The following is a 19,251-nucleotide window of genomic DNA, read 5'->3' as shown; positions in this document are numbered from 1 at the left end:
TGGGGCGGATCAGCCGACGGATCGGCGGGGACCGATCAGAGGTTGGCGGCGGCGTTGGCGCGGGTCTCGCGGATCTTCGTACCGAGCGCGGAGAGCAGCCCCTGCAGGATCTCGACGGTGGTCTCGTCGGTCAGGTTGCCGGCGTCGTCGAAGCGCTCCTGGGCGCGGAAGATCATGAGCTCGGGCTTGCCGACGACCTTGGAGTCCGTCCACAGGAACATCTGGCGCAGCGCGAGCTGGGCGCGCACGGTGCCGAAGTTGGTCTGCGCGGCGCCGGCGATCGCGATCGGCTTGCCGGTCAGCGAGGAGTTGAGGGCCGGGCGGCTCGCCCAGTCCAGGGCGTTCTTCAGGACACCGGGGATCCCGTAGTTGTACTCGGGGGTGGCGATGAAGATGCCGTCCGCCTCGGCGATGCGGCGCCGCAGGTCGGCCACGGCGACCGGGGCGGGCTCGACGTCGTGGTCGGTGTCGTAGGGCGGGATGTCGCGCAGGCCCTCGTAGATCTCGATGGCCAGGTCGCCGGGGGCGAACTTCTGGGCGGCGCGCACGAGCGCGCTGTTGTACGAGGCGCCGCGCAGGCTGCCGGAGATGGCCAGGATCTTGAGCTCGGGCATGAACTGTCCTTCCGCAAAGGTGACATGCGCAGCGAATGCCGTGTCCGGCATGCCCCTGCGAGGTGAGCGTCGGTGAATGAGCAGGAGTCTGGCCGCGCACGGGATGCACCGACAACGGCGGTCGGCGGGATCTGTCAGTTATCCCCGGGCGGGTCGGCCCGCAGGACTTGATCGAGGACGGGCCCTCCCGTATAACTGACATCGAACTGAACTGAACTGTACGGTTCATTCACCCGCAGAGCGACGGCCCCGAACGAAGAGAGAAGGCATCATGACCACGCAGGTTTCCGCTGTCGAGACCACCGCGATCCGTTCGGTGATCGACGTGCTGCAGCCGGTCCACACCCTGGAGGGCGAGGGCTTCCCGGTCCGCCGCCCCTTCCCCACGCCGCAGATCCCGCAGCTGGACCCCTTCCTGATGGTCGACCAGGTCGGCCCGGTGGACCTCGGTCCGGGCGAGCCCAAGGGCGCCCCCGACCACCCGCACCGCGGCTTCGAGACCATCGCGTACGTGATGGAGGGCGACATCGAGTACGCGGACTCCACCGGCAACCGCGGGGTCGTACCGCCCGGGGCCGTGCAGTGGCTGACGGCGGGCGCGGGCGTGGTGCACTCGGCCCAGCCGACCGACGCCTTCCGCGCGGCCGGGGGCCTCCAGCACAACCTGCAGATCTGGGTGAACCTGCCGGCCGCCCGCAAGGGGCTGCGGCCGCGCACCCAGAACCACGGGGCGGCAGGGATCCCGGTGGTCCGGAACCTGGACGGCTCCTGGTTCAAGGTCATCGCGGGCTCGGCGCTCGGCGTGACCGGCCCGTTCGACACCCAGGTCCCGGTGACGGTCGTGCACGCGTCGATCGCCCCGGGTGCGAGCGCGGACCTCCCGGCGCCGGCGGGCCGCAACGCGGCGGTGTACGTCCTGTCCGGCAGCGGCCGGGTCGCCTCGAGCGACCTCGCCGACGGCGAACTGGCCGTCCTCGCGGACGACGGCGACACGGTGCGCGTCGAGGGCGGCCCGGTCGGCGCCGACCTGCTCTTCCTGACGGGCGAGCCGATCGGCGAACCGGTCTTCCGCAGCGGCCCGTTCGTGATGAACACCCCGGAGGAGATCGACCAGGCCTTCGACGACTACGCGGCGGACCGCCTGGGCCGCTACGAGGACTGACCCCAGCGGGGGCGCCGCCGAACTCGGGCGCCCCCGGTCGCCCTTCTGCCGGGATACGCTCTCCCGTAGATCACAACGGGACCAACGGGGGGTGCCATGAGGCTGGCCTGGCTAGTTTGGCTCATACGGCATTTCGAGGAATTCGGCTACAGCCAGGGCCCGTTGCGAGCCACGATCGGCACGCTCGCCGTCGTCCTGACCGCCCTGCTCGTCGCCTACACCCTGCGCCGCTGGAAGCCGGCCGCCCTGGCCTCGGCCGCCGCGACCGCCACCGCCGGCGTCACCTGGCTGTTCCTGCACTGACCGGCACCGGCCGGCACGTCCTCAGATGCGCCGAAGGTGCCGGGCGAACAGGGCGCGGGCCCGGACGAGGTCCTCGGGGGCAGCCGCACCGCGCTTGGGCAGCACGAAGACGTGCTCCAGACTTCCGGTGAGGACGAACAGCTCGGGAGTCTCGAACCACCACGGGTACGCACGCCAGTCCACGCTGTTCCCCTCCCCGTCCGGACCGGTGGTGGTCAGCCCCTCCTCGGTGAGCGTGGTGCGGCAGGTTCCGCGGGCCGCGTCGTCCTCGTACTGGGCCCGGGCCCGGGACCTGCGCACCCACTGGCGCACGGCGAACAGGGCGATGACGCAGGGCACGGCCGCGATGAGGATCTGGCCCCCGTCGAAGCGCCACGCCACCACCCGCACGGCGAACGCCGCGGCCGCGAACACTGCGGGCAGCAGCAGCGAACCGGTGAGTCCCGGCCGGGTCCGGAGGCTGAACCGCCACATGGCCTTGTCGTAGTCCGCGGCGGCCGGGGCGTAGTCGAACCGCGCCACGTCCAGGGCGACGGCTCCGGTGCGCCCCGCTTGATCCATGTCCATGACAGCGGAGGGTACGACACGCCGGCCGGGACCGGGGCGGCGGTCGGGCCGGGACCGGGCCCCGGCCCGACCGCCGGGGTCAGGCGGCCAGCAGGTCGAGGATCCTGGCCACGGCCTCGACGATCGGCTGGCCCAGCGGGCCGACCACGGCGGCGATGCCGGCGATCGACATCAGCGCGCTCTGCCGCGACTGCGCCGGGACCGGCGCCTCCCCGGTGGCGGCGGGCAGGGCGGCGTCCAGCACCTGGGCGCTCGCCGGCGGGAGCTCGGCGCGCAGCTGCTCGATCAGGCGGCGGAGCTCCTCGACGGCCGCGCGCAGGTCCGGATCCGGACCGGGGTCGGCGGCCGGGGCGCCCACGTTCTTCACCATGCCGGTGTTGCCGGTGCCGCCGGTCATGTTGACGTTGTCGCCGAAGTAGTAGTTGTCGCCGCTCACCGGGTCCCCATCCCCACGTTGTTGGAACCGCCGTACATGTTGACGTTGTCGCCGAAGTGGTAGTTCCTCGGGTTGATCACGATGGTGTCGACCCGCACCCCGTGGAGCTCGGTGTCCGGGTGGTCGATGGCGTGGGTGATCTGGCCGACGAGCCGGTGCAGTGTGCCGGGGTCCGGGCTGGTGACCACCGCTATCGACGGGCCCGAGGTCTCGACCGCCAGCACGTAGTGCGCCGGAGCCGTCAGGACCGCCAGCCACTCCACGAGGGACCAGACCACGGCGGCCGCCGCACCGAGCCAGACGAAGCTGAGGATGGTCTCCGCCGCGTCGCGGTTCGCGAGCGACGTCAGCCCGGCCAGGATGGTCAGGGCGAAGGCGCTGGCCAGGACGACGGCGAGGTTCCGCAGGAAGCGGATCGTGGCGTCCTTGCGCCTGGGGTGCAGGGTGAAGGTGTACACCCGGGCGATGTTCTCCAGCGGGTAGGCGGCGCCGCCCACCCACAGGATCCTCCTGCTGATGCGGAGCTCGATGCCGTGGCCCCGCGGCGGCGGGGTGGGAGGCATCGAGGGCGGCGACACGGGAGGCGGAGGCGGGGCGCTCGGCCCCGCGGGTAAGGAACCGTTTGCCTGCCCGGGCGGCGGCGCGTTCCGGGATCCGGCGGGCGGCGGCGCCTGCGGCGCTCCGCCCGTCGGCTGCGAGTTCTCCATGTGTGGTGTCCCCCTGGTCTGCAAGGTGGCGCCGTGTCATGGACCGGCGAGCCTCCATTAACCATGGCGCCAGGGGACGGGGCAAGATCTCGTCGCGCCAAGTGGGCCGGTGGGGACGCCGGTTGACGGCCGGCCACGGTCCGCGCCCCTGAGCTCCTAGGAGTTCACGCCGTAGTGGTGGAGGAACATGTCCACCCCGCCCTGGACGAGGCGTTCCGCCAGGTCCTCGTCCAGGGCCGTGCCGTAGGCGCCGTAGACCAGGTGGGGGGAGAGGACCAGGCCGGAGAGCTGGAGGACGGCCAGTTCCATGTCCGGGATGCGCAGGAGCCCGCGGTCGTCGAGGCGGCCCAGGGCCGCGGCCAGGGCGGCGTGCTGGCGGCCGGGGCCCTCCTCCTGCCAGGTGGCGCCGAGCTCCGGGAAGCGGTGGCGCTCGCCCGCGATCACGTTGCGCAGCGCCAGCACCTCCGGGGTGGTGAGGCCCGCGACCCAGGTGCGGCAGGCCTCCAGCAGGTCGGTGCGGACGTCGTCCGACTCGGCGAGCCGAGCCTGGATCACCGACTGGGCCACCTCCAGCGCCTCGTCGAGCGTCTGCCCGATCACGGCGTTGAACAGGTTCTCCTTGCTGCCGAAGTGGTTGTAGATGGTGACCTTCGAGACGCCGGCCTCGGCGGCGAGCTGGTCCACTCCGGCCCCGAAGCCCTCGCGCAGGAACACCCTGCGGGCCGCCTCGAGGATGGCCTCGCGCTTGCGCGCGGCGCGCGCGCCGGTGGGAACGGGCTGCTGCTGGTGGGCTTCGGTGGCGCCGATCCTTGCGGTCATGTCGATCCCCATTCCTCGAAGGTGCGGGCCCAGTCTAGGACCCAACTGAACTGTACCGTTGCGTTCAGTTGAACTGAACTGTATGGTTCATCTAGCTGAGAGCGCCAAACACGGCGCCGAGCACAGCAGTTGAGGTCAGCAAGCAAGCACTCGAGACAGTCCAGCAACAGGAGGTCACCCCATGAGCGGCACCCAGACTCCCCTCTTCCGGTCGCGGGCCCAGATCCACGTCTCCGCCGCGCCGGCCGAGGTGTACGCCGTCGTCAGCGACCTGGCCCGGAGCGGCGAGTGGAGCCCCGAGTGCCTCGGCGGGGAGTGGACCACCGGCGCCCCCGGCGCGGTCGGCTCGGTGTTCCGCGGCGAGAACGAGCGCAGCGAGGACGTCGTCTCCTGGGCGCCGGTGGTGCGCGGCAAGTGGACGACGTTCGCCGAGGTCGTCGCCGCCGAGCCCGGCCGGACCTTCCAGTGGGCCATGCACAACAGCTCCGGCGAGAAGCAGGACAGCGTCTGGGGCTTCTCCATCGAGCCGGACGGCAAGGAGAGCCTCCTGGTCCACCACTTCCGGATGGGCTCCGCCACCGAGGGGATCCGCGGCATCACCGCCGAGATGGACGAGGAGCAGAAGCAGCAGTTCTTCGCCGAGTGGGGCGAGAAGGTGGCCGGCGACCTGGCCGCGACCCTCGAGCGCATCAAGGTCGTCATCGAGACGGAACTGCGCGCGACCGGCTCCTGAGCTTCCTCTTCCTCTTCCTCTCTCTTCCGTAACTGATCGTCATTGCAACTTACTTGGGAAAGGTCAAGGCGATGATTCTGCAGCGCATCGGGAACAAGGGAATCCGGCTCGGAACGCTCTTCGAGCGGGCCGCGAGAAAGCACCCGTCGAACGTCGTGATCCTCGATCACGACCTCGACATCGCACCGGACCTGGGGCGCCGGGCGACCGTGGCCGAGGTCGCCGACCTGATCGACGACATGGCCTCGAGGCTCTGGGCCGCCGACGTACGGCCCGGCCGCCGGGTCGTCGTCTACAAGTCCGACGGGTTCGACATCACCCTGCTGGCCTGCGCCGTGGCCCGCATCGGCGCCGTCCCGGTGCTGCTGTCGCCGAAGCTCGACGGCGAGACCGTCGCCGAACTCGTACGCCGCACCGACCAGCCCTACCTGCTCACCGACCAGAACAAGCTGGAGACCGAACTGCCCGCCTCGGTCTTCCAGGAGGCCGGGCAGGTCCTGCTCACCTCCGGCAGCTACCGGAACGCCACCGAGCTCGCCTCGCTCGCCGGGGTCCCCCGGGTCCCCGCCGTGACGATGCCGCCCGAGCACCCCACCCTGATCACGCACACCTCCGGCACCACCGGCACCCCCAAGCTCGCCGTCCACACCGGCGCCACGCTCGAGGCGCGCTACCGCCCGCAGGCCGCGATCACCAAGCCGCTCATACCGGGCCGCGAGACCATCGCCATGCACGTCTCGTTCGTCCACTCGCGGCTCATCACCGCCCTCGCCATCTCCCTCTTCCGCGGCTTCCCGATCGTCGTCCTCGCCGACTCCGACCCCAAGCAGGCCGCCGACCTCTTCGCCCGGCTGCGCCCCGGCATCCTCGAGGCCCACCCCAACTCCTTCATGGAGTGGGAGGAACTGGCCGACGACCCCCGCGGGCCGCTGGCCAACGTCAAGCTCTTCAGCAGCACCTTCGACGCCATCCACCCGCGGACCGTGCAGCGGCTGCTCAAGGCGACGAAGCGCAAGGCCCCGGTCTTCGGCCAGCTGTACGGGCAGAGCGAGATCGGCCCGGCCGTCGCCCGCTCCTTCTCCAAGCGCCGCGGGCTCGACGCCGACGGCCGCTGCGTGGGCATGCCCTTCCCCGGCATGACGGACGTCCGCGTCGTCAGCCGCAACGGACTGCCGCCCTCCGAGACCAACCCGGGCTTCATCGAGGTCAAGAGCGACGGCCGGATCGTCACCTACCTCGGCGAGCAGGAACGTTACGACAAGCAGGTCAACGACGGCTGGTGGCGGATGGGCGACGTCGGCTACCGCACCAAGTGGGGCTGCGTGCACCTGCTCGACCGCGAGGTCGACCTGATCGAGGGCTTCGGCTCCACCCTCGCCGCCGAGGACACCCTCTTCACCCGGCTGGACGAGCTCGCCGAGGTCATCATCATCCCCGACGAGACCGGCCGCGCCGTCCCCGTCGTCTGCACCAAGGACGACAAGCCCCTCGACCCCGAGGCCTGGAAGGCCGCCGTCGCCGGACTGCCGCCGATGGCCGAACCCGTCCAGTGGCGCCAGTCCGAACTGCCGCAGACCGCCACCACCAAGATCAAGCGGCTGGAGCTCGCCCGGCTGCTCACCTCCGGCGTCCCTGCCGGAGCCACCGCCGGCGCCACCGCCGACCGCACCGAGGAGAACGTCTGATGTCGAAGCTGATCATCGTCGGCGGCGGGATCGGCGGGCTGGCCACCGCCCTCGCCACCGCTCGCCGGGGACACCGCGTCCTCGTCCTGGAACGCGCCCCCGAGTTCGCCGAGATCGGCGCCGGCATCCAGCTCGCGCCCAACGGCCTGCACGCCCTCGACCGCCTCGGCCTCGGCGACGCCGTCCGCGCCACCGCCGTACAGATGGACGAGCTCCGGTTCATGGACGGGGTCACCGGCCGGCACGTGGTCAGCATGGACCTGACCGAGCGCTACCGCGCACGGTTCGGCAACCCCTACGCCGTCGTCCACCGCGCCGAACTGCACACCAAGCTGCTCGAGGCCTGCCAGGCCGACGACGCCATCGAGCTGCGCAGCGGCGCCACCGCCCTCGGGTACGAACAGGACGAGACCGGAGCCACGGTCCTCCTGGAGGGCGGCGAGCGGATCACCGGTGACGCCCTGATCGGCGCCGACGGCATCCACTCCGCGATCCGCGCCCAGCTCGTCGGCGACGGCGCGCCCCGCAACTCCGGGATCACCGTCTACCGGGCGATCATCCCGATGGAGCAGGTCCCCGAGGAGCTGCGCCACCTCACCTCGGTGACCTGGTGGACCGGCCCCCACTGCCACTTCGTGCACTACCCGATCGCCGGCGGCAAGTACCTCAACCTCGCGGCCAGCAGCGACAACAAGGCGGCCGAGACGCTCGCCGGGGTCCCCGCCTCCCCGGGTGACATCCGCCGCGAGTTCGCCGCCCTCGGCGAGGACGCACAGCGCCTGCTCGCCCTGGGCGAGGGCTGGAAGTCCTGGGTGCTGGTCGACCGGGACCCGGTCGACACCTGGACCGACGGCCGGGTCGCCCTGCTCGGCGACGCCGCCCACCCGATGCTCCACTACGTGGCGCAGGGCGCCTGCCAGGGCCTCGAGGACGCCGTGATCCTGGGCGACCTGCTCGACTGCGGCGCCGGTGAACTCCCCGGGCGCTTCGAGAAGTTCAACGCCGAGCGGCGCGAGCGGACCGCCCGGATCCAGCTCCTCGCCCGGGAGAGCATCAAGCTCTGGCACACCTCCGGAGCCGCCGCCTCGGCCCGCAACGACCAGCTGTCCTCGTACACCCCCGAAGAGCTCCACGACTACGTGGCCTGGATGCACGGCGCCCGCACCCTCGACGAGAACACCACCCCGAACGGAGAGCAGCGATGAACCGGAACCAGGGACAGAAGCAGGGACAGCACCAGGTCGCCATCATCGGCGCCGGCCCGCGCGGCCTCTCCGTCCTGGAGCGCCTGTGCGCCAACGAGCGCAGGAACCCTAGGCACTCCGCGGTCACCGTCCACGTGGTCGACCCGTCGGCGCCGGGCGCCGGCCAGGTCTGGCGCTCCGACCAGTCCCAGCACCTGCTGATGAACACGGTCGCCTCCCAGATCACCATCTACACCGACGACAGCGTCCGCACCGAGGGCCCGATCGAGCCGGGCCCGAGCCTGTACGAGTGGGCCCGCGGCATAGCCGAGTCCGGCGCCGCGGACGAGGCGACCCTCGCCGAGGCGCGCCGGCTGGGCCCGAACACCTACCCCACCCGCGCCTTCTACGGCAGCTACCTGCGCGCCACCTTCGAGCGCGTCGTGAGCAACGCCCCCGCCCACGTCACCGTCGAGGTGCACCGCTCCCGGGCCGTGGCCATGGCCGACACGCACGGCACCACCGGCGGGCAGCAGGGCGTCCGCCTCGAGAACGGCACCCGGCTCAACGACCTCGACGCGATCGTGATGGCGCAGGGCCACGTACCGGCCCGGCTGACCCCCCGCGAGGCGAAGACCGCGAGCCTCGCCCGGATCCACCACCTCACGTACGTCACGCCCGCCAACCCGGCCGACCTGGACCTGAACGTCGTGGGGCCCGGCGAGAACGTCCTGCTGCGCGGCCTCGGCCTGAACTTCTTCGACCACATGGCGCTCTTCACCGCCGGCCGCGGAGGCGTCTTCGTCCGCGCCGAGGACGGCCGCCTGGTCTACCGGCCCTCCGGCAACGAGCCCGTCCTGTACGCCAGTTCGCGGCGCGGCATCCCGTACCACGCCCGCGGCGAGAACGAGAAGGGCGCGTACGGCCGCTACCTGCCCCGCCTGCTGACCCCGCAGAAGATCGCCGAGATGCGCCGCCGCTCCGAGGACGGCGAGGGCATCAGCTTCTCGGCGGACCTGTGGCCGCTCATCTCCCGCGAGACGGAGAGCGTGTACTACGGCACCCTCCTGGAGAGCCGCGGCCGCGGCGCCGAGCGCGAGGGGTTCACCCGGCGCTACCTGTCGCTCGAGTCGGAGCAGGACCGGGGCTCGCTGCTGGACGTCTACGGCATCGAGGAAGAGCAGCGCTGGGACTGGGAGAAGCTCTCCCGCCCGTACGGCGACCGCGAGTTCACCAGCCGCGAGGAGTTCCGGGACTGGCTGGTGGCGTACCTGGCCAAGGACGTCGCGGAGGCCAGGGCCGGCAACCTCAGCGGCCCGCTCAAGGCGGCCCTGGACGTGATGCGCGACCTGCGCAACGAGATCCGGCTCGCCGTCGACCACGGCGGTCTGGACGGCGACTCGCACCGCGACGACCTGGAGGGCTGGTACACCCCGCTCAACGCCTTCCTCTCCATCGGCCCGCCGGCCTCCCGCATCGAGGAGATGATCGCGCTCATCGACGCCGGGGTGCTCGTCCTGACCGGTCCGGGGACCGAGATCCGCGTCGACACCGCCGCCGGAGCCGACGCCACCTTCATCGCGCAGTCCCGTGCCGTCCCCGGCCCCGCGGTCCGCGCCACCGTCCTGATCGAGGCCCGGCTGCCCGAGCCCGACCTGCGGCGCACCGACGACCCGCTGCTGCGCCACCTGCTCGACACCGAGCAGTGCACCACGTACCGGATCGCCGGCGCCGACGGCAGCAGCTACGAGTCCGGCGGCCTCGCCGTCACCGAGCGCCCGTACCGGCTGCTCGACGCCCGCGGCCGTGCCCACCCGCGCCGGTTCGCGTACGGGGTGCCCACCGAGTCCGTGCACTGGGTCACCGCGGCCGGCATCCGCCCGGGCGTCGACTCGGTCACCCTCGGCGACTCCGACGCCATCGCCCGCTCCGTCCTGGCCCTCCCGGCGGCGAGCGTGGTCCCCAGCGGTGTCGCGCCGCTGCCGGCCGAGACCGACCTGACCGGAGTCCTGGTATGAGCACGGCCCGCATGGTCCCGGCAGCGCAGGACGCGCTCACCGACGCGGGGCTGCTGTCGCCGGTACGGGCCGGCACCCCCGCCGAGGAGGCCGTCTGCGACCTGGCCTGGCTCCAGGCCATGCTCGACGCCGAGGCCGCCCTGGCCCGGGCCCAGGCCGGACTCGGCACCCTGCCGGAGGCCGCCGCCGAGGCCATCACCCGGGCGGCCCGGGCCGAGCACCTCGACCTGCGGGCCCTGGCCCTGGCCTCCCGCGAGACCGCGAACCCGGTGGTCGGGCTGGTGCAGGCGCTGACCCGGGTGGTCGCCGAGCAGGACACGCAGGGGACCGGAGCCGCCGAGTACGTGCACCGCGGCTCCACCAGCCAGGACATCTTCGACACCGGCGCCATGCTGGTGGCCGCCCGGACCCTGAAACTGATCCGGGCCGACCTGGCCCGTACCGCCGAGGCCCTGGCCCGGCTGGCCGGTGAGCACCGGGACACGGCGATGGCGGGCCGGACGCTGGCCCTCCAGGCCGTGCCCACCACCTTCGGGCTGAAGGCGGCCGGCTGGCGGCAGCTGGTCCTGGACGCCGACCGGCGCCTGGCCCGGGTGCAGGACGGCGGGCTGCCGGTGTCGCTCGGCGGTGCGGCGGGCACGCTGGCCGGCTACCTCGAATACGCCCGGATCGACGGCGCGGGGCGCCCGCTCGACCCCGGCGCGTACCTGGACGACCTGGTCGGGGCCTTCGCCACCGAGACCGGACTGGCCCGCCCCGCCCTGCCCTGGCACGTGCTGCGCACCCCGGTGGCCGATCTCGCCGCCGCGCTCGCCTTCACCGCCGGCGCCCTCGGGAAGATCGCGATCGACGTGCAGAACCTGGCCCGGACCGAGGTCGGCGAGGTCGCCGAGCCCGCCGTGGCCGGCCGGGGCGGCTCCTCGGCCATGCCCCACAAGCGCAACCCGGTCCTGAGCACGCTGCTGCGCAGCGCGGCCCTCCAGGTCCCGGTCCTCGCCACCGGGCTCGTGCAGTGCCTGGTCTCGGAGGACGAGCGCTCGGCCGGGGCCTGGCACGCCGAATGGCAGCTGCTGCGCGAGTCCCTGCGGCTGGTCGGCGGCGCCGCCCACACCGCGGTCGAGCTGGCCGGGGGGCTGACCGCCCGGCCGGAGCGGATGCGGACCAATCTGCTGCTGACCGGCAGCCAGGTGGTCTCCGAGCGGATCGCGGCCGTGCTCGCACCGGAGTTGGGCAAGGCGGCGGCGAAGCAGCTGCTGACCCGGGTCTCGGCCGCGGCCGAGGAGAGCGGCTGCCCCCTGTACGAACTCCTGGCCGAGGAGCCGGTGTTCAAGGGGAGCCGCAGCGCGGAGGAGCTGGCGCGGCTGTGCGATCCCGGTACGTACACCGGGGGCGCGGGCCCGCTGGTGGACCGCGCGCTGGCCCGGTCCGACTGACCGCCGGAATCCCGGAACCAACCATGGAGATTAACTGAACTGAACTGTATAGTTCAGGAGGTCAGCCGCCGAACAGAAAGCCGAGAAGCCATGACGCCGCCCGCACGGCCCGCACGGCCGGCAACCCGACGCTGGATCGAGGACTGGGACCCCGAGAACGAGGAGTTCTGGCAGCGCTCCGGCAAGCAGACCGCCCGCCGCAACCTGATCCTCTCCGTCCTCTCCGAGCACATCGGTTTCTCCGTGTGGAGCATGTGGTCGGTCCTGGTGCTCTTCATGTCACCCGCGATCGGCCTGGGCTTCACCCCCGCCCAGAAGTTCCTGCTCGTCGTCGTCCCCACCCTCGTCGGCGCCGCCCTGCGGCTCCCCTACAGCTACGCCGTGACCCGCTTCGGCGGCCGCAACTGGACCGCGTTCGCCTCGGCCGTCCTGCTCGTCCCCACCCTCGCCGCCCTGTACTTCGTGCAGCGCCCCGGAACCCCGCTGTGGGTGTTCCTGCTGATCGGCGCCGCCGGCGGGGTCGGCGGCGGCAACTTCGCCTCCTCGATGACCAACATCACCGCCCTCTTCCCGCAGCGCCTCCAGGGCTGGGCCCTCGGCATCAACGCGGGCGGCGGGAACCTCGGGGTCGCCGCGATCCAGCTGATCGGCCTGCTCGTCATCGCCACCGCGGGCAGCACCCACCCCGCGTACGTCATCGCCGTCTACCTCCCCCTCATCGTGGCGGCCTCGCTGCTCGCCGCCCTGAAGATGGACAACTTCGCGGCCGTGCGCAGCGCCCCCGGCGCCCAGCGCGAGGCCGCCCGCAACCCGCACACCTGGTGGATCTCGCTCCTCTACGTCGGCACGTTCGGCTCGTTCATCGGCTACGGCTTCGCCTTCGGGCTGGTCCTGCAGAGCCAGTTCGGCGCCACCCCGCTCGAGTCCGCCTCGTACACCTTCCTCGGGCCGCTGCTCGGCTCGCTGTTCCGGCCGGTGGGCGGGCTGCTGTCCGACCGGTGGGGCGGTGCCCGGGTCACGCTGCTGACGTTCTGCGCGATGGCGGCCGGCACCACGGTTCTGCTGCTGGCCTCGGCGCAGGGCTCCTACGGGCTCTTCGTAGCCGGGTTCACCGCCCTGTTCGTGCTGACCGGCATCGGCAACGGCTCGACGTACAAGATGATCCCCGCCGTCTTCGCCCGGCAGGCGGAGGAGGAGGTCACCTCCGGCCTCGACGCGAGCGCCGCCTTCGCCCGGGCCCGCAGGCTGTCGGGTGCCGTCATCGGCATCGCGGGCGCGGTGGGCGCGCTCGGCGGGGTCGCGGTCAACCTGGTCTTCCGCAGCGCGTACAGCGGCCCCGCCGGGTCCGGCGAGCCCGCCTTCGTCGCCTTCCTCGGCTTCTACCTGGTGTGCGTCCTGGTCACCTGGGCGGTCTACCTGCGCAGGCGGCCGGCCGGCGAGAGCGCGCCGGAGCGCGTGCGGACCGGGGCCTCCCGTGTCTGACACGACCGCGTCCTGCGAGGCCAGCGCATCCTCCGAGGCCACCGCACCCGCCGAGGCCGTCACGCACTGCCCGTACTGCGCGCTGCAGTGCGGTACGCGGCTCACGCACGCGGCAGGCCGTACGACCGTCGAGCCGACGCAGTTCCCGGTGAACCAGGGCGGGCTGTGCCAGAAGGGCTGGACGGCGCCCGCGCTGCTGGACACCCCGGGGCGGCTCACCCGCCCCCTGGTGCGCGACGCGGACGGCGTGCTCGCCCCCGCCACCTGGGAGGCCGCGCTCGACACGATCGCCGCCCGGCTGCGGGAGATCCGCGCCGCACACGGCCCCGACGCGGTCGGCGTGTTCGGCGGGGGCGGGCTCACCAACGAAAAGGCCTACCAGCTGGGCAAGTTCGCCCGGGTCGCGCTGGGCACCAGCCAGATCGACTACAACGGCCGGTTCTGCATGTCCTCGGCGGCGGCCGCCGGCTCCGCGGCCTTCGGGCTCGACCGGGGCCTGCCGTTCCCCGTCACCGACCTCGGCGGCGCGGACGTGATCCTGCTCGCCGGGGCCAACCCGGCCGAGACCATGCCGCCGCTGATGCGCCACCTCGGCCGGGCGGACCTGATCGTCATCGACCCGCGCCGCACCCCCACCGCCGAGGGCGCCGCCCTGCACCTCCAGCCGACGCCCGGCACCGATCTCGCGCTCGCCCTCGGCCTGTTCCACCTCGCCGTCGTCGAGGGGCACGCCGACCAGGGCTACCGGAACAAGCGGACCACCGGCTTCGACGCCGCCTGGGCACGGGCCGCCGCCTGGTGGCCCGAGCGGGTGGAGCGGGTCACCGGGGTCCCGGTCGCCGACATGCGCGAGGCGGTCCGGCTGCTGGCCGGCGCGGAGCGGGCGTACGTGCTGACCGGGCGCGGCGCCGAGCAGCACAGCAAGGGCACCGACACGGTCGCCGCGTTCATCAACCTCGCGCTCACCCTCGGACTGCCCGGCCGCGAGGGCAGCGGCTACGGCTGCCTGACCGGCCAGGGCAACGGCCAGGGCGGGCGCGAGCACGGCCAGAAGGCCGACCAGCTGCCCGGCTACCGCATGCTGACCGACCCCGCCGCGCGCGCCCACGTCGCCGCGGTGTGGGGGGTGGATCCGGACGCACTGCCGGGCCCCGGGCGCAGTGCGTACGAACTCCTCGACGCGCTCGGCACGGACGGCGGGCCGCGCGCCCTGCTCGTCTTCGGTTCCAACCCGGTGGTCTCGGCGCCGCACGCGGCCCGGATCGGGGAGCGGCTGAAGTCCCTGGACCTGCTGGTGGTGGCCGACTTCGTGCCGTCCGAGACCGCGCAGCTGGCGGACGTCGTCCTCCCCGTGACCCAGTGGGCCGAGGAGGAGGGCACGATGACCAACCTCGAGGGCCGGGTGCTGCGCAGGCGGCGGCTGCTGTCTCCGCCCGGCGAGGCACGCAGCGACCTGGAGGTGCTGCACGGCCTCGCGGTCCGGCTCGGCCAGCCCGCGGAACGCTTCCGGGCCGCGCCGCGCGAGGTGTTCGAGGAGCTGCGGCGGGCCTCGCAGGGCGGGCGCGCCGACTACTCCGGCATCAGCTACGAGCGGCTCGACGCGGGAGAAGCGCTGCACTGGCCGTGCCCGCAGACCGCCGAGGACGAGGCGGCGCACCCCGGCACCCCGCGCCTGTTCCTCGACGCCTTCGCCCACCCGGACGGGCTGGCCCGGTTCGCCGAGGTCGAGCACCGCGACGGCGCCGAGACGCCCGACGCCGCGTTCCCGCTGTACGCCACGACCGGGCGGGTGCTCGCCCAGTACCAGTCGGGTGCGCAGACCCGACGGGTCCCGGAGCTCGCCGCGGCCGCGCCGGAGGCGTTCGTGGAGGTGCACCCCGACACGGCCGGGCGCCACGGGCTGGCCGACGGCGGCTGGGCCCGGGTGAGTTCGGCGCGCGGCAGCACGCTGGCCCGGGTCCGGCTGGTCCCCTCGCTGCGGACGGACACGGTGTTCCTGCCGTTCCACTTCGCCGGGGCGGGCCGGGCCAACCTGATCACCGGTACGGCGCTCGACCCGCGCAGCAAGATGCCGGAGTTCAAGGTGTGCGCGGTGCGGATCGAGCCGGCAGAGGCGGTGCACGGGTGAGCGCGGGCGAGGTGCTGGTGGTCGGCGCCGGCCCGGCCGGGCAGCGGTTCGCGGAGCGGCTGCACCACCACGGGCACCGGGGCGGCATCACCGTGCTCGGCGCCGAGCACGAGGCCCCGTACCAGCGGGCGCTGCTGGGCTCCGTCCTGGACGGGACGCTGCCGGCCCCCGCCCTCGCCCTGCCCGCGCTGCCCGCGGGCGTCCGCCTGCACACCGGGGTCACCGTGACCCGGATCGACCGCGCGCGCCGGCTCGTCCACTGCACCGACGGCACGGCCGGCTCCGTGCACCGCTACGACACGCTGGTCCTGGCCACCGGGTCCCGCCCGGCCGTCCCCCGCATCCCGGGGCTGCCGGCCGAGGGCGCGACGGCGCTGCGGACCCTCGCCGATGCCGAGCGGTGCGCCGCGGCGCCCCCGGGGGCCGCCGTCGTCCTGGGCGGCGGGCTGCTCGGGGTCGAGGCGGCCGCCGCGCTGCGCCGGGCCGGGCACGAGGTGGCCCTCGTCCACCGCGGGCCGCATCCGCTGCACCGGTACCTGGACGCCGCCGCGGGCGCGCTGCTCACCCGGCGCCTCGAAGACCTCGGGGTGGACGTCCGTGCGGGCCGTACGGCGGCCGCGTACTGCCCCGGCAAGCTCACCCTCGACGACGGTCTGGTGCTCGCGGCCGACACCCTGCTGCTGGGCACCGGCACGGTCCCCGAGACCGGGCTCGCCCGCCGGGCCGGGCTCACCGTGCGCACCGGCGTGGTCGTCGACGGCCTGCTGCGCACCGACGACCCGCGCATCCACGCCGTCGGCGACTGCGCCGAGCACCCGCAGGACACCGCCGGGCACCTCGAACCCGCCTGGGCGCAGGCGGAGTCGCTGGCCCGGCAGCTCACCGGCAGCGCCGCGCAGTACGGCGGCACCCGGCAGATCACCCGGCTGCGGGTGCCCGGCGTCGACCTGGTCCGCCTGGGCCCGGGCGGGCCGGACCCCGAGGGCGCGGAGGTTGTCGCGCTCACCGATCCGGCGCGCGGCCGGTACGCCCGCCTCACCCTGCACGGGCAGCGGATCACCGGGGCGGTCCTGCTGGGGCTGCCGCGGGCCATCGCCGCCGTGAGCCGGCTGTACGAGCTCGGCCTGCCGGTGCCGGCCGGGCGGCTGGAGCTCCTGCTCGGCATCGCACCGGCCGCGCCGGGGGCCGGCGAACTCCCCGGCGACGCGGTGGTCTGCCGCTGCAACAACGTCAGGAAGCACACCGTCACCGAGGCCTGCCGGGCCGGCGCCGCCGACCTGGCGCAGATCGCCGCGGCCACCCGCGCCACCACCGGCTGCGGAGGCTGCACGGACGTCGTCCGCGCACTGTGTGCCGCCGTACGGCCCGAAGGGGGCAGCACGTCATGACCCGTACCGCTCGTACCCTCGTCGTCGCAGGGCACGGCATGGCCGGCCACCGGCTCGTCGCCGAGCTGCGGGGCCTCGATGCCGCCGGGGACTGGCGGATCGTGGTGCTCGGGGAGGAGCCGCATCCCGCGTACGACCGGGTCGCGCTGTCCTCGTACCTCGACGGCCGCAGCGCGGCGGACCTGGCCCTGGCCGGGCCCGGATCCCCGGACGACCCGCCGGCGGAGCTGCGGCTGGGCACCGGCGTGGCCGCCGTGGACCGGGCGGCGCGCACCGTGACCACCACCGCCGGCGACGTGGTCGCGTACGACGCGCTCGTCCTGGCCACCGGCTCGCGGCCGTTCGTGCCGCCCGTGCCGGGTCGCGACCTGCCCGGCTGCTTCGGGTACCGCTCGCTCGGCGACCTCGACGCGCTCCGCGCGGCCGCCGTGCCGGGCCGCCCCGGCGTGGTGATCGGCGGCGGGCTGCTCGGTCTGGAGGCCGCGAACGCGCTGCGGCTGCTCGGCATGGAGCCGCACGTGGTGGAACTCGCCCCGCGGCTGATGCCGTTGCAGGTGGACGCGGCCGGCGGCGGCGTCCTCGGGCGGCGCGTGGCGCAGCGCGGGCTGCGGATCCACTGCGGTGTGGCGACGGCGGCGCTCGAAGCGGGCCCCGACGGCCGGGTGGCCTCGGTGGTCCTGGCCGACGGCAGCACCCTCGAGGCGGACGTCGTGGTGTTCTCGGCGGGGGTGCGGCCGCGGGACGAGCTCGCGGGCCCTGCGGGCCTGGCCACGGGCGAGCGCGGCGGGTTCCTGGTCGACGAGCTGTGCCGGACGCGGGACGAGCGGATCTGGGCGATCGGCGAGTGCGCGGCCGTGTCGGGCCGCTGCCACGGGCTGGCCGCACCGGGCTACCGGATGGCGGCCTCCGTCGCCCGGCAGCTACTGGGCCTGGGCGGGGAGCCCTTCGGGGAGGCGGACCTGTCGACCCGGCTCAAGCTGCTCGGTGTGGAGGTGGCGAGCTTCGGGGACGCCCATGCGGCCGCCGCGGGCGCCGTGGAGCTGAGCCGGCTGGACGAGGCGGCGGGTACGTACGCGAAGCTCGTGCTGGACGCGGACTGCCGCACCCTGCTCGGCGGCATCCTCGTCGGTGACGCCCGCGCGTACGGCGAGCTGCGCCCCTACGTCGGCCTGGGCCTGCCCGCGGCGGCCCACCGGCTGCTGGCCGGCGCGGCCTGAGGGCGCCGGACGCAGGACGCCGCCCTTCGGGGTCCCGGGAACCCGAAGGGCGGCGCAGGGCAGGGCCGGTGGGGCGCCGGCGGGGGCGGCGCGGCCGTGCGGTGGAACGCGCAGGGGTCAGACGGTCTCGAGGGTGCGGCCCTCGGAGTCGCCCCGGACGGCGGCCTCGGCCGCCGCGGCCTTCGCCGCCCTGGCCTTGCGGGAGCTGGAGAAGCGGCGCGTGATCGGCGCCTCCACCCACGCGTACAGCGCCCAGGACAGCAGCACCGCGACGACGATCTGGGCGGCGATCAGGGCGACGGCGACCGGGGTCGAGTAGAGCCGGTCGCCCAGCAGGTCCCGGGAGTAGGCCAGGACGATGTAGTGGAGCAGGTAGAAGGCGAAGGAGATCTCGCCGAGCCAGATCATGAACCGGTTGTTGAACGGCGTCGGCTTGTTCTCCGCGTCGCGCGTGGCGACGGCCGCGATCAGCAGCACGATCGGGACGAGGGTGACCGAGCGCTGCGCGTACAGGTGCTCCACGTTCATGGCGACCGCGTAGCTCGCGGCGAGCAGCAGCGCCGACCAGGTCGTGCCGATGTTGCGCCAGCGGCCCGCCATCACGGCGCGGGCGACCAGGATGCCGAGGGCGAAGTCGAGCAGCCGGACGGGCGGCAGGACGTACGCGAACCAGTACTGCACGGTCGAGGTGCCGTCGGCGCCGGGCATCTGCATGCCGCCGCCCGGGATGACCGCGTAGGTCAGCGTCGGGGTGAGGCAGATGGCGGCGACGACGCCGGCTATCCACCACTTCAGCCGCGCGGGGTCGATCTTCTTGATCAGCAGGAACAGCAGCGGGAAGGCGAGGTAGAAGATCGCCTCGGCGCCGAGCGACCAGCTGGGCGGGTCCACGCTGAAGTTGGTGGCGAAGTCCGGTACCCACACCTGCACCATGAGCAGGTTGACCACGGCCTGCCAGGGCTTCGTCATGACCGCCGCGAACGTGAGCAGCGCGAGCGCCCAGGTGATCACGTAGTTCGGGTAGATCTTGACGAAGCGGCGGCGCCAGAAGGCCCGCATGGTGTCCTGCTCGCGGGCCGACCAGGTCAGGACGAAGCCGCTGAGCACGAAGAAGAAGGTGACGCCGAGCGCGCCGGCCTGCGAGGCGTACCTGGCGAAGGCGTCGTTCGCCGCGTCGTCCTCGAAGAGGCGGATCCACGGCACCCCGAGGGAGGCGTGGAAGAAGAAGACCAGGAGGGCCGCGGGGAAGCGGAGTCCGGTCAGCGAGGGGAGCCGGGGCGGTCTCACAGGTCTGGACCCTGCCGTTCCATTCATGGACATGACAAATACGCTCCTTTGTGGGTGACGGGATGACTGGGTGACGGGAAGAAGGGGA

At 73.5% G+C, this 19,251-nt stretch carries 17 protein-coding genes; 11 read left to right on the top strand and 6 right to left on the bottom strand.

The features are described 5' to 3' along the window. Positions 1–35: 35 nt before the first annotated feature. Positions 36–614, bottom strand: a complete 579-nt coding sequence (locus ACFYXK_RS15580; RefSeq protein WP_266665632.1) for an NADPH-dependent FMN reductase — start codon at positions 612–614, stop codon at positions 36–38. A gap of 271 nt (positions 615–885) precedes the next feature. Between ACFYXK_RS15580 and ACFYXK_RS15575 the strand changes: the two genes are divergently transcribed. Both ACFYXK_RS15575 and ACFYXK_RS15570 read left to right on the top strand, forming a co-directional pair. Then, complete coding sequence (locus ACFYXK_RS15575; protein ID WP_389411597.1) at positions 886–1,776, top strand: pirin family protein; 891 nt, start codon at positions 886–888, stop codon at positions 1,774–1,776. A gap of 162 nt (positions 1,777–1,938) precedes the next feature. Continuing rightward, positions 1,939–2,079, top strand: coding sequence for a hypothetical protein (locus ACFYXK_RS15570; RefSeq protein WP_389411596.1), 141 nt, complete (start codon positions 1,939–1,941; stop codon positions 2,077–2,079). Positions 2,080–2,100: 21 nt separating this feature from the next. Here ACFYXK_RS15570 and ACFYXK_RS15565 read toward each other — a convergent pair whose 3' ends face one another. From ACFYXK_RS15565 to ACFYXK_RS15550, 4 genes are all read right to left on the bottom strand, one after another. Then, positions 2,101–2,646 carry a hypothetical protein gene (locus ACFYXK_RS15565; protein WP_389411595.1) on the bottom strand — a complete coding sequence of 182 codons (546 nt, stop codon included), beginning with the start codon at positions 2,644–2,646 and terminating at the stop codon, positions 2,101–2,103. Between the two features lie 79 nt (positions 2,647–2,725). Beyond that, the gene (locus ACFYXK_RS15560) at positions 2,726–3,082 is read right to left on the bottom strand and encodes a hypothetical protein (protein WP_389411594.1); all 357 of its coding nucleotides are present in this window, start codon (positions 3,080–3,082) and stop codon (positions 2,726–2,728) included. Then, on the bottom strand, positions 3,079–3,645 hold the full coding sequence (locus ACFYXK_RS15555; protein ID WP_389411593.1) for a DUF6232 family protein: 567 nt from the start codon (positions 3,643–3,645) through the stop codon (positions 3,079–3,081). Before ACFYXK_RS15555 ends, ACFYXK_RS15560 begins: the two co-directional genes overlap by 4 nt. Positions 3,646–3,945: 300 nt before the next feature. Beyond that, positions 3,946–4,608: a TetR/AcrR family transcriptional regulator gene (locus tag ACFYXK_RS15550; protein ID WP_389411592.1), complete on the bottom strand. Its 663-nt coding sequence runs from the start codon at positions 4,606–4,608 to the stop codon at positions 3,946–3,948. Between the two features lie 181 nt (positions 4,609–4,789). Here ACFYXK_RS15550 and ACFYXK_RS15545 point away from each other — a divergent pair, with 181 nt between their 5' ends. The 9 genes from ACFYXK_RS15545 to ACFYXK_RS15505 all read left to right on the top strand — a co-directional run bounded on the left by ACFYXK_RS15545 (position 4,790) and on the right by ACFYXK_RS15505 (position 17,876). After that, positions 4,790–5,341 carry an SRPBCC family protein gene (locus ACFYXK_RS15545; protein ID WP_389411591.1) on the top strand — a complete coding sequence of 184 codons (552 nt, stop codon included), beginning with the start codon at positions 4,790–4,792 and terminating at the stop codon, positions 5,339–5,341. A 71-nt stretch (positions 5,342–5,412) separates the two neighbouring features. Beyond that, a complete protein-coding gene (locus ACFYXK_RS15540; protein WP_389411590.1) occupies positions 5,413–7,026 on the top strand; it encodes a class I adenylate-forming enzyme family protein in 1,614 nt (537 codons plus the stop codon). Then, positions 7,026–8,231, top strand: a complete 1,206-nt coding sequence (locus ACFYXK_RS15535) for an FAD-dependent oxidoreductase (protein ID WP_389411589.1) — start codon at positions 7,026–7,028, stop codon at positions 8,229–8,231. Before ACFYXK_RS15540 ends, ACFYXK_RS15535 begins: the two co-directional genes overlap by 1 nt. Next, a complete protein-coding gene (locus ACFYXK_RS15530) occupies positions 8,228–10,228 on the top strand; it encodes an FAD/NAD(P)-binding protein (RefSeq protein ID WP_389411588.1) in 2,001 nt (666 codons plus the stop codon). Before ACFYXK_RS15535 ends, ACFYXK_RS15530 begins: the two co-directional genes overlap by 4 nt. Then, the gene (gene pcaB, locus ACFYXK_RS15525; protein WP_389411587.1) at positions 10,225–11,661 is read left to right on the top strand and encodes a 3-carboxy-cis,cis-muconate cycloisomerase; all 1,437 of its coding nucleotides are present in this window, start codon (positions 10,225–10,227) and stop codon (positions 11,659–11,661) included. Before ACFYXK_RS15530 ends, pcaB begins: the two co-directional genes overlap by 4 nt. Before the next feature lie 90 nt (positions 11,662–11,751). Further along, the gene (locus ACFYXK_RS15520; RefSeq protein WP_389411586.1) at positions 11,752–13,143 is read left to right on the top strand and encodes an MFS transporter; all 1,392 of its coding nucleotides are present in this window, start codon (positions 11,752–11,754) and stop codon (positions 13,141–13,143) included. Beyond that, a complete protein-coding gene (locus ACFYXK_RS15515) occupies positions 13,136–15,271 on the top strand; it encodes a molybdopterin oxidoreductase family protein (protein ID WP_389411585.1) in 2,136 nt (711 codons plus the stop codon). The genes ACFYXK_RS15520 and ACFYXK_RS15515 overlap by 8 nt, the downstream gene beginning before the upstream one ends. Further along, entirely contained in the window at positions 15,268–16,659 is a 1,392-nt protein-coding gene (locus tag ACFYXK_RS15510; RefSeq protein ID WP_389411584.1) for an FAD-dependent oxidoreductase, read from the top strand. The genes ACFYXK_RS15515 and ACFYXK_RS15510 overlap by 4 nt, the downstream gene beginning before the upstream one ends. After that, on the top strand, positions 16,656–17,876 hold the full coding sequence (locus tag ACFYXK_RS15505) for an NAD(P)/FAD-dependent oxidoreductase (RefSeq protein WP_389411583.1): 1,221 nt from the start codon (positions 16,656–16,658) through the stop codon (positions 17,874–17,876). The genes ACFYXK_RS15510 and ACFYXK_RS15505 overlap by 4 nt, the downstream gene beginning before the upstream one ends. A gap of 117 nt (positions 17,877–17,993) precedes the next feature. Here the strand turns inward: ACFYXK_RS15505 and ACFYXK_RS15500 are convergent, their stop codons facing one another. Next, the gene (locus tag ACFYXK_RS15500) at positions 17,994–19,163 is read right to left on the bottom strand and encodes an acyltransferase family protein (RefSeq protein ID WP_389411582.1); all 1,170 of its coding nucleotides are present in this window, start codon (positions 19,161–19,163) and stop codon (positions 17,994–17,996) included. Positions 19,164–19,251: the final 88 nt, after the last annotated feature.

This window comes from Streptomyces sp. NPDC002209 (genome assembly GCF_042890265.1).
Classification (GTDB): Bacteria; Actinomycetota; Actinomycetes; order Streptomycetales; family Streptomycetaceae; genus Streptomyces.
This window is presented reverse-complemented; position numbering and strand designations above follow the sequence as displayed.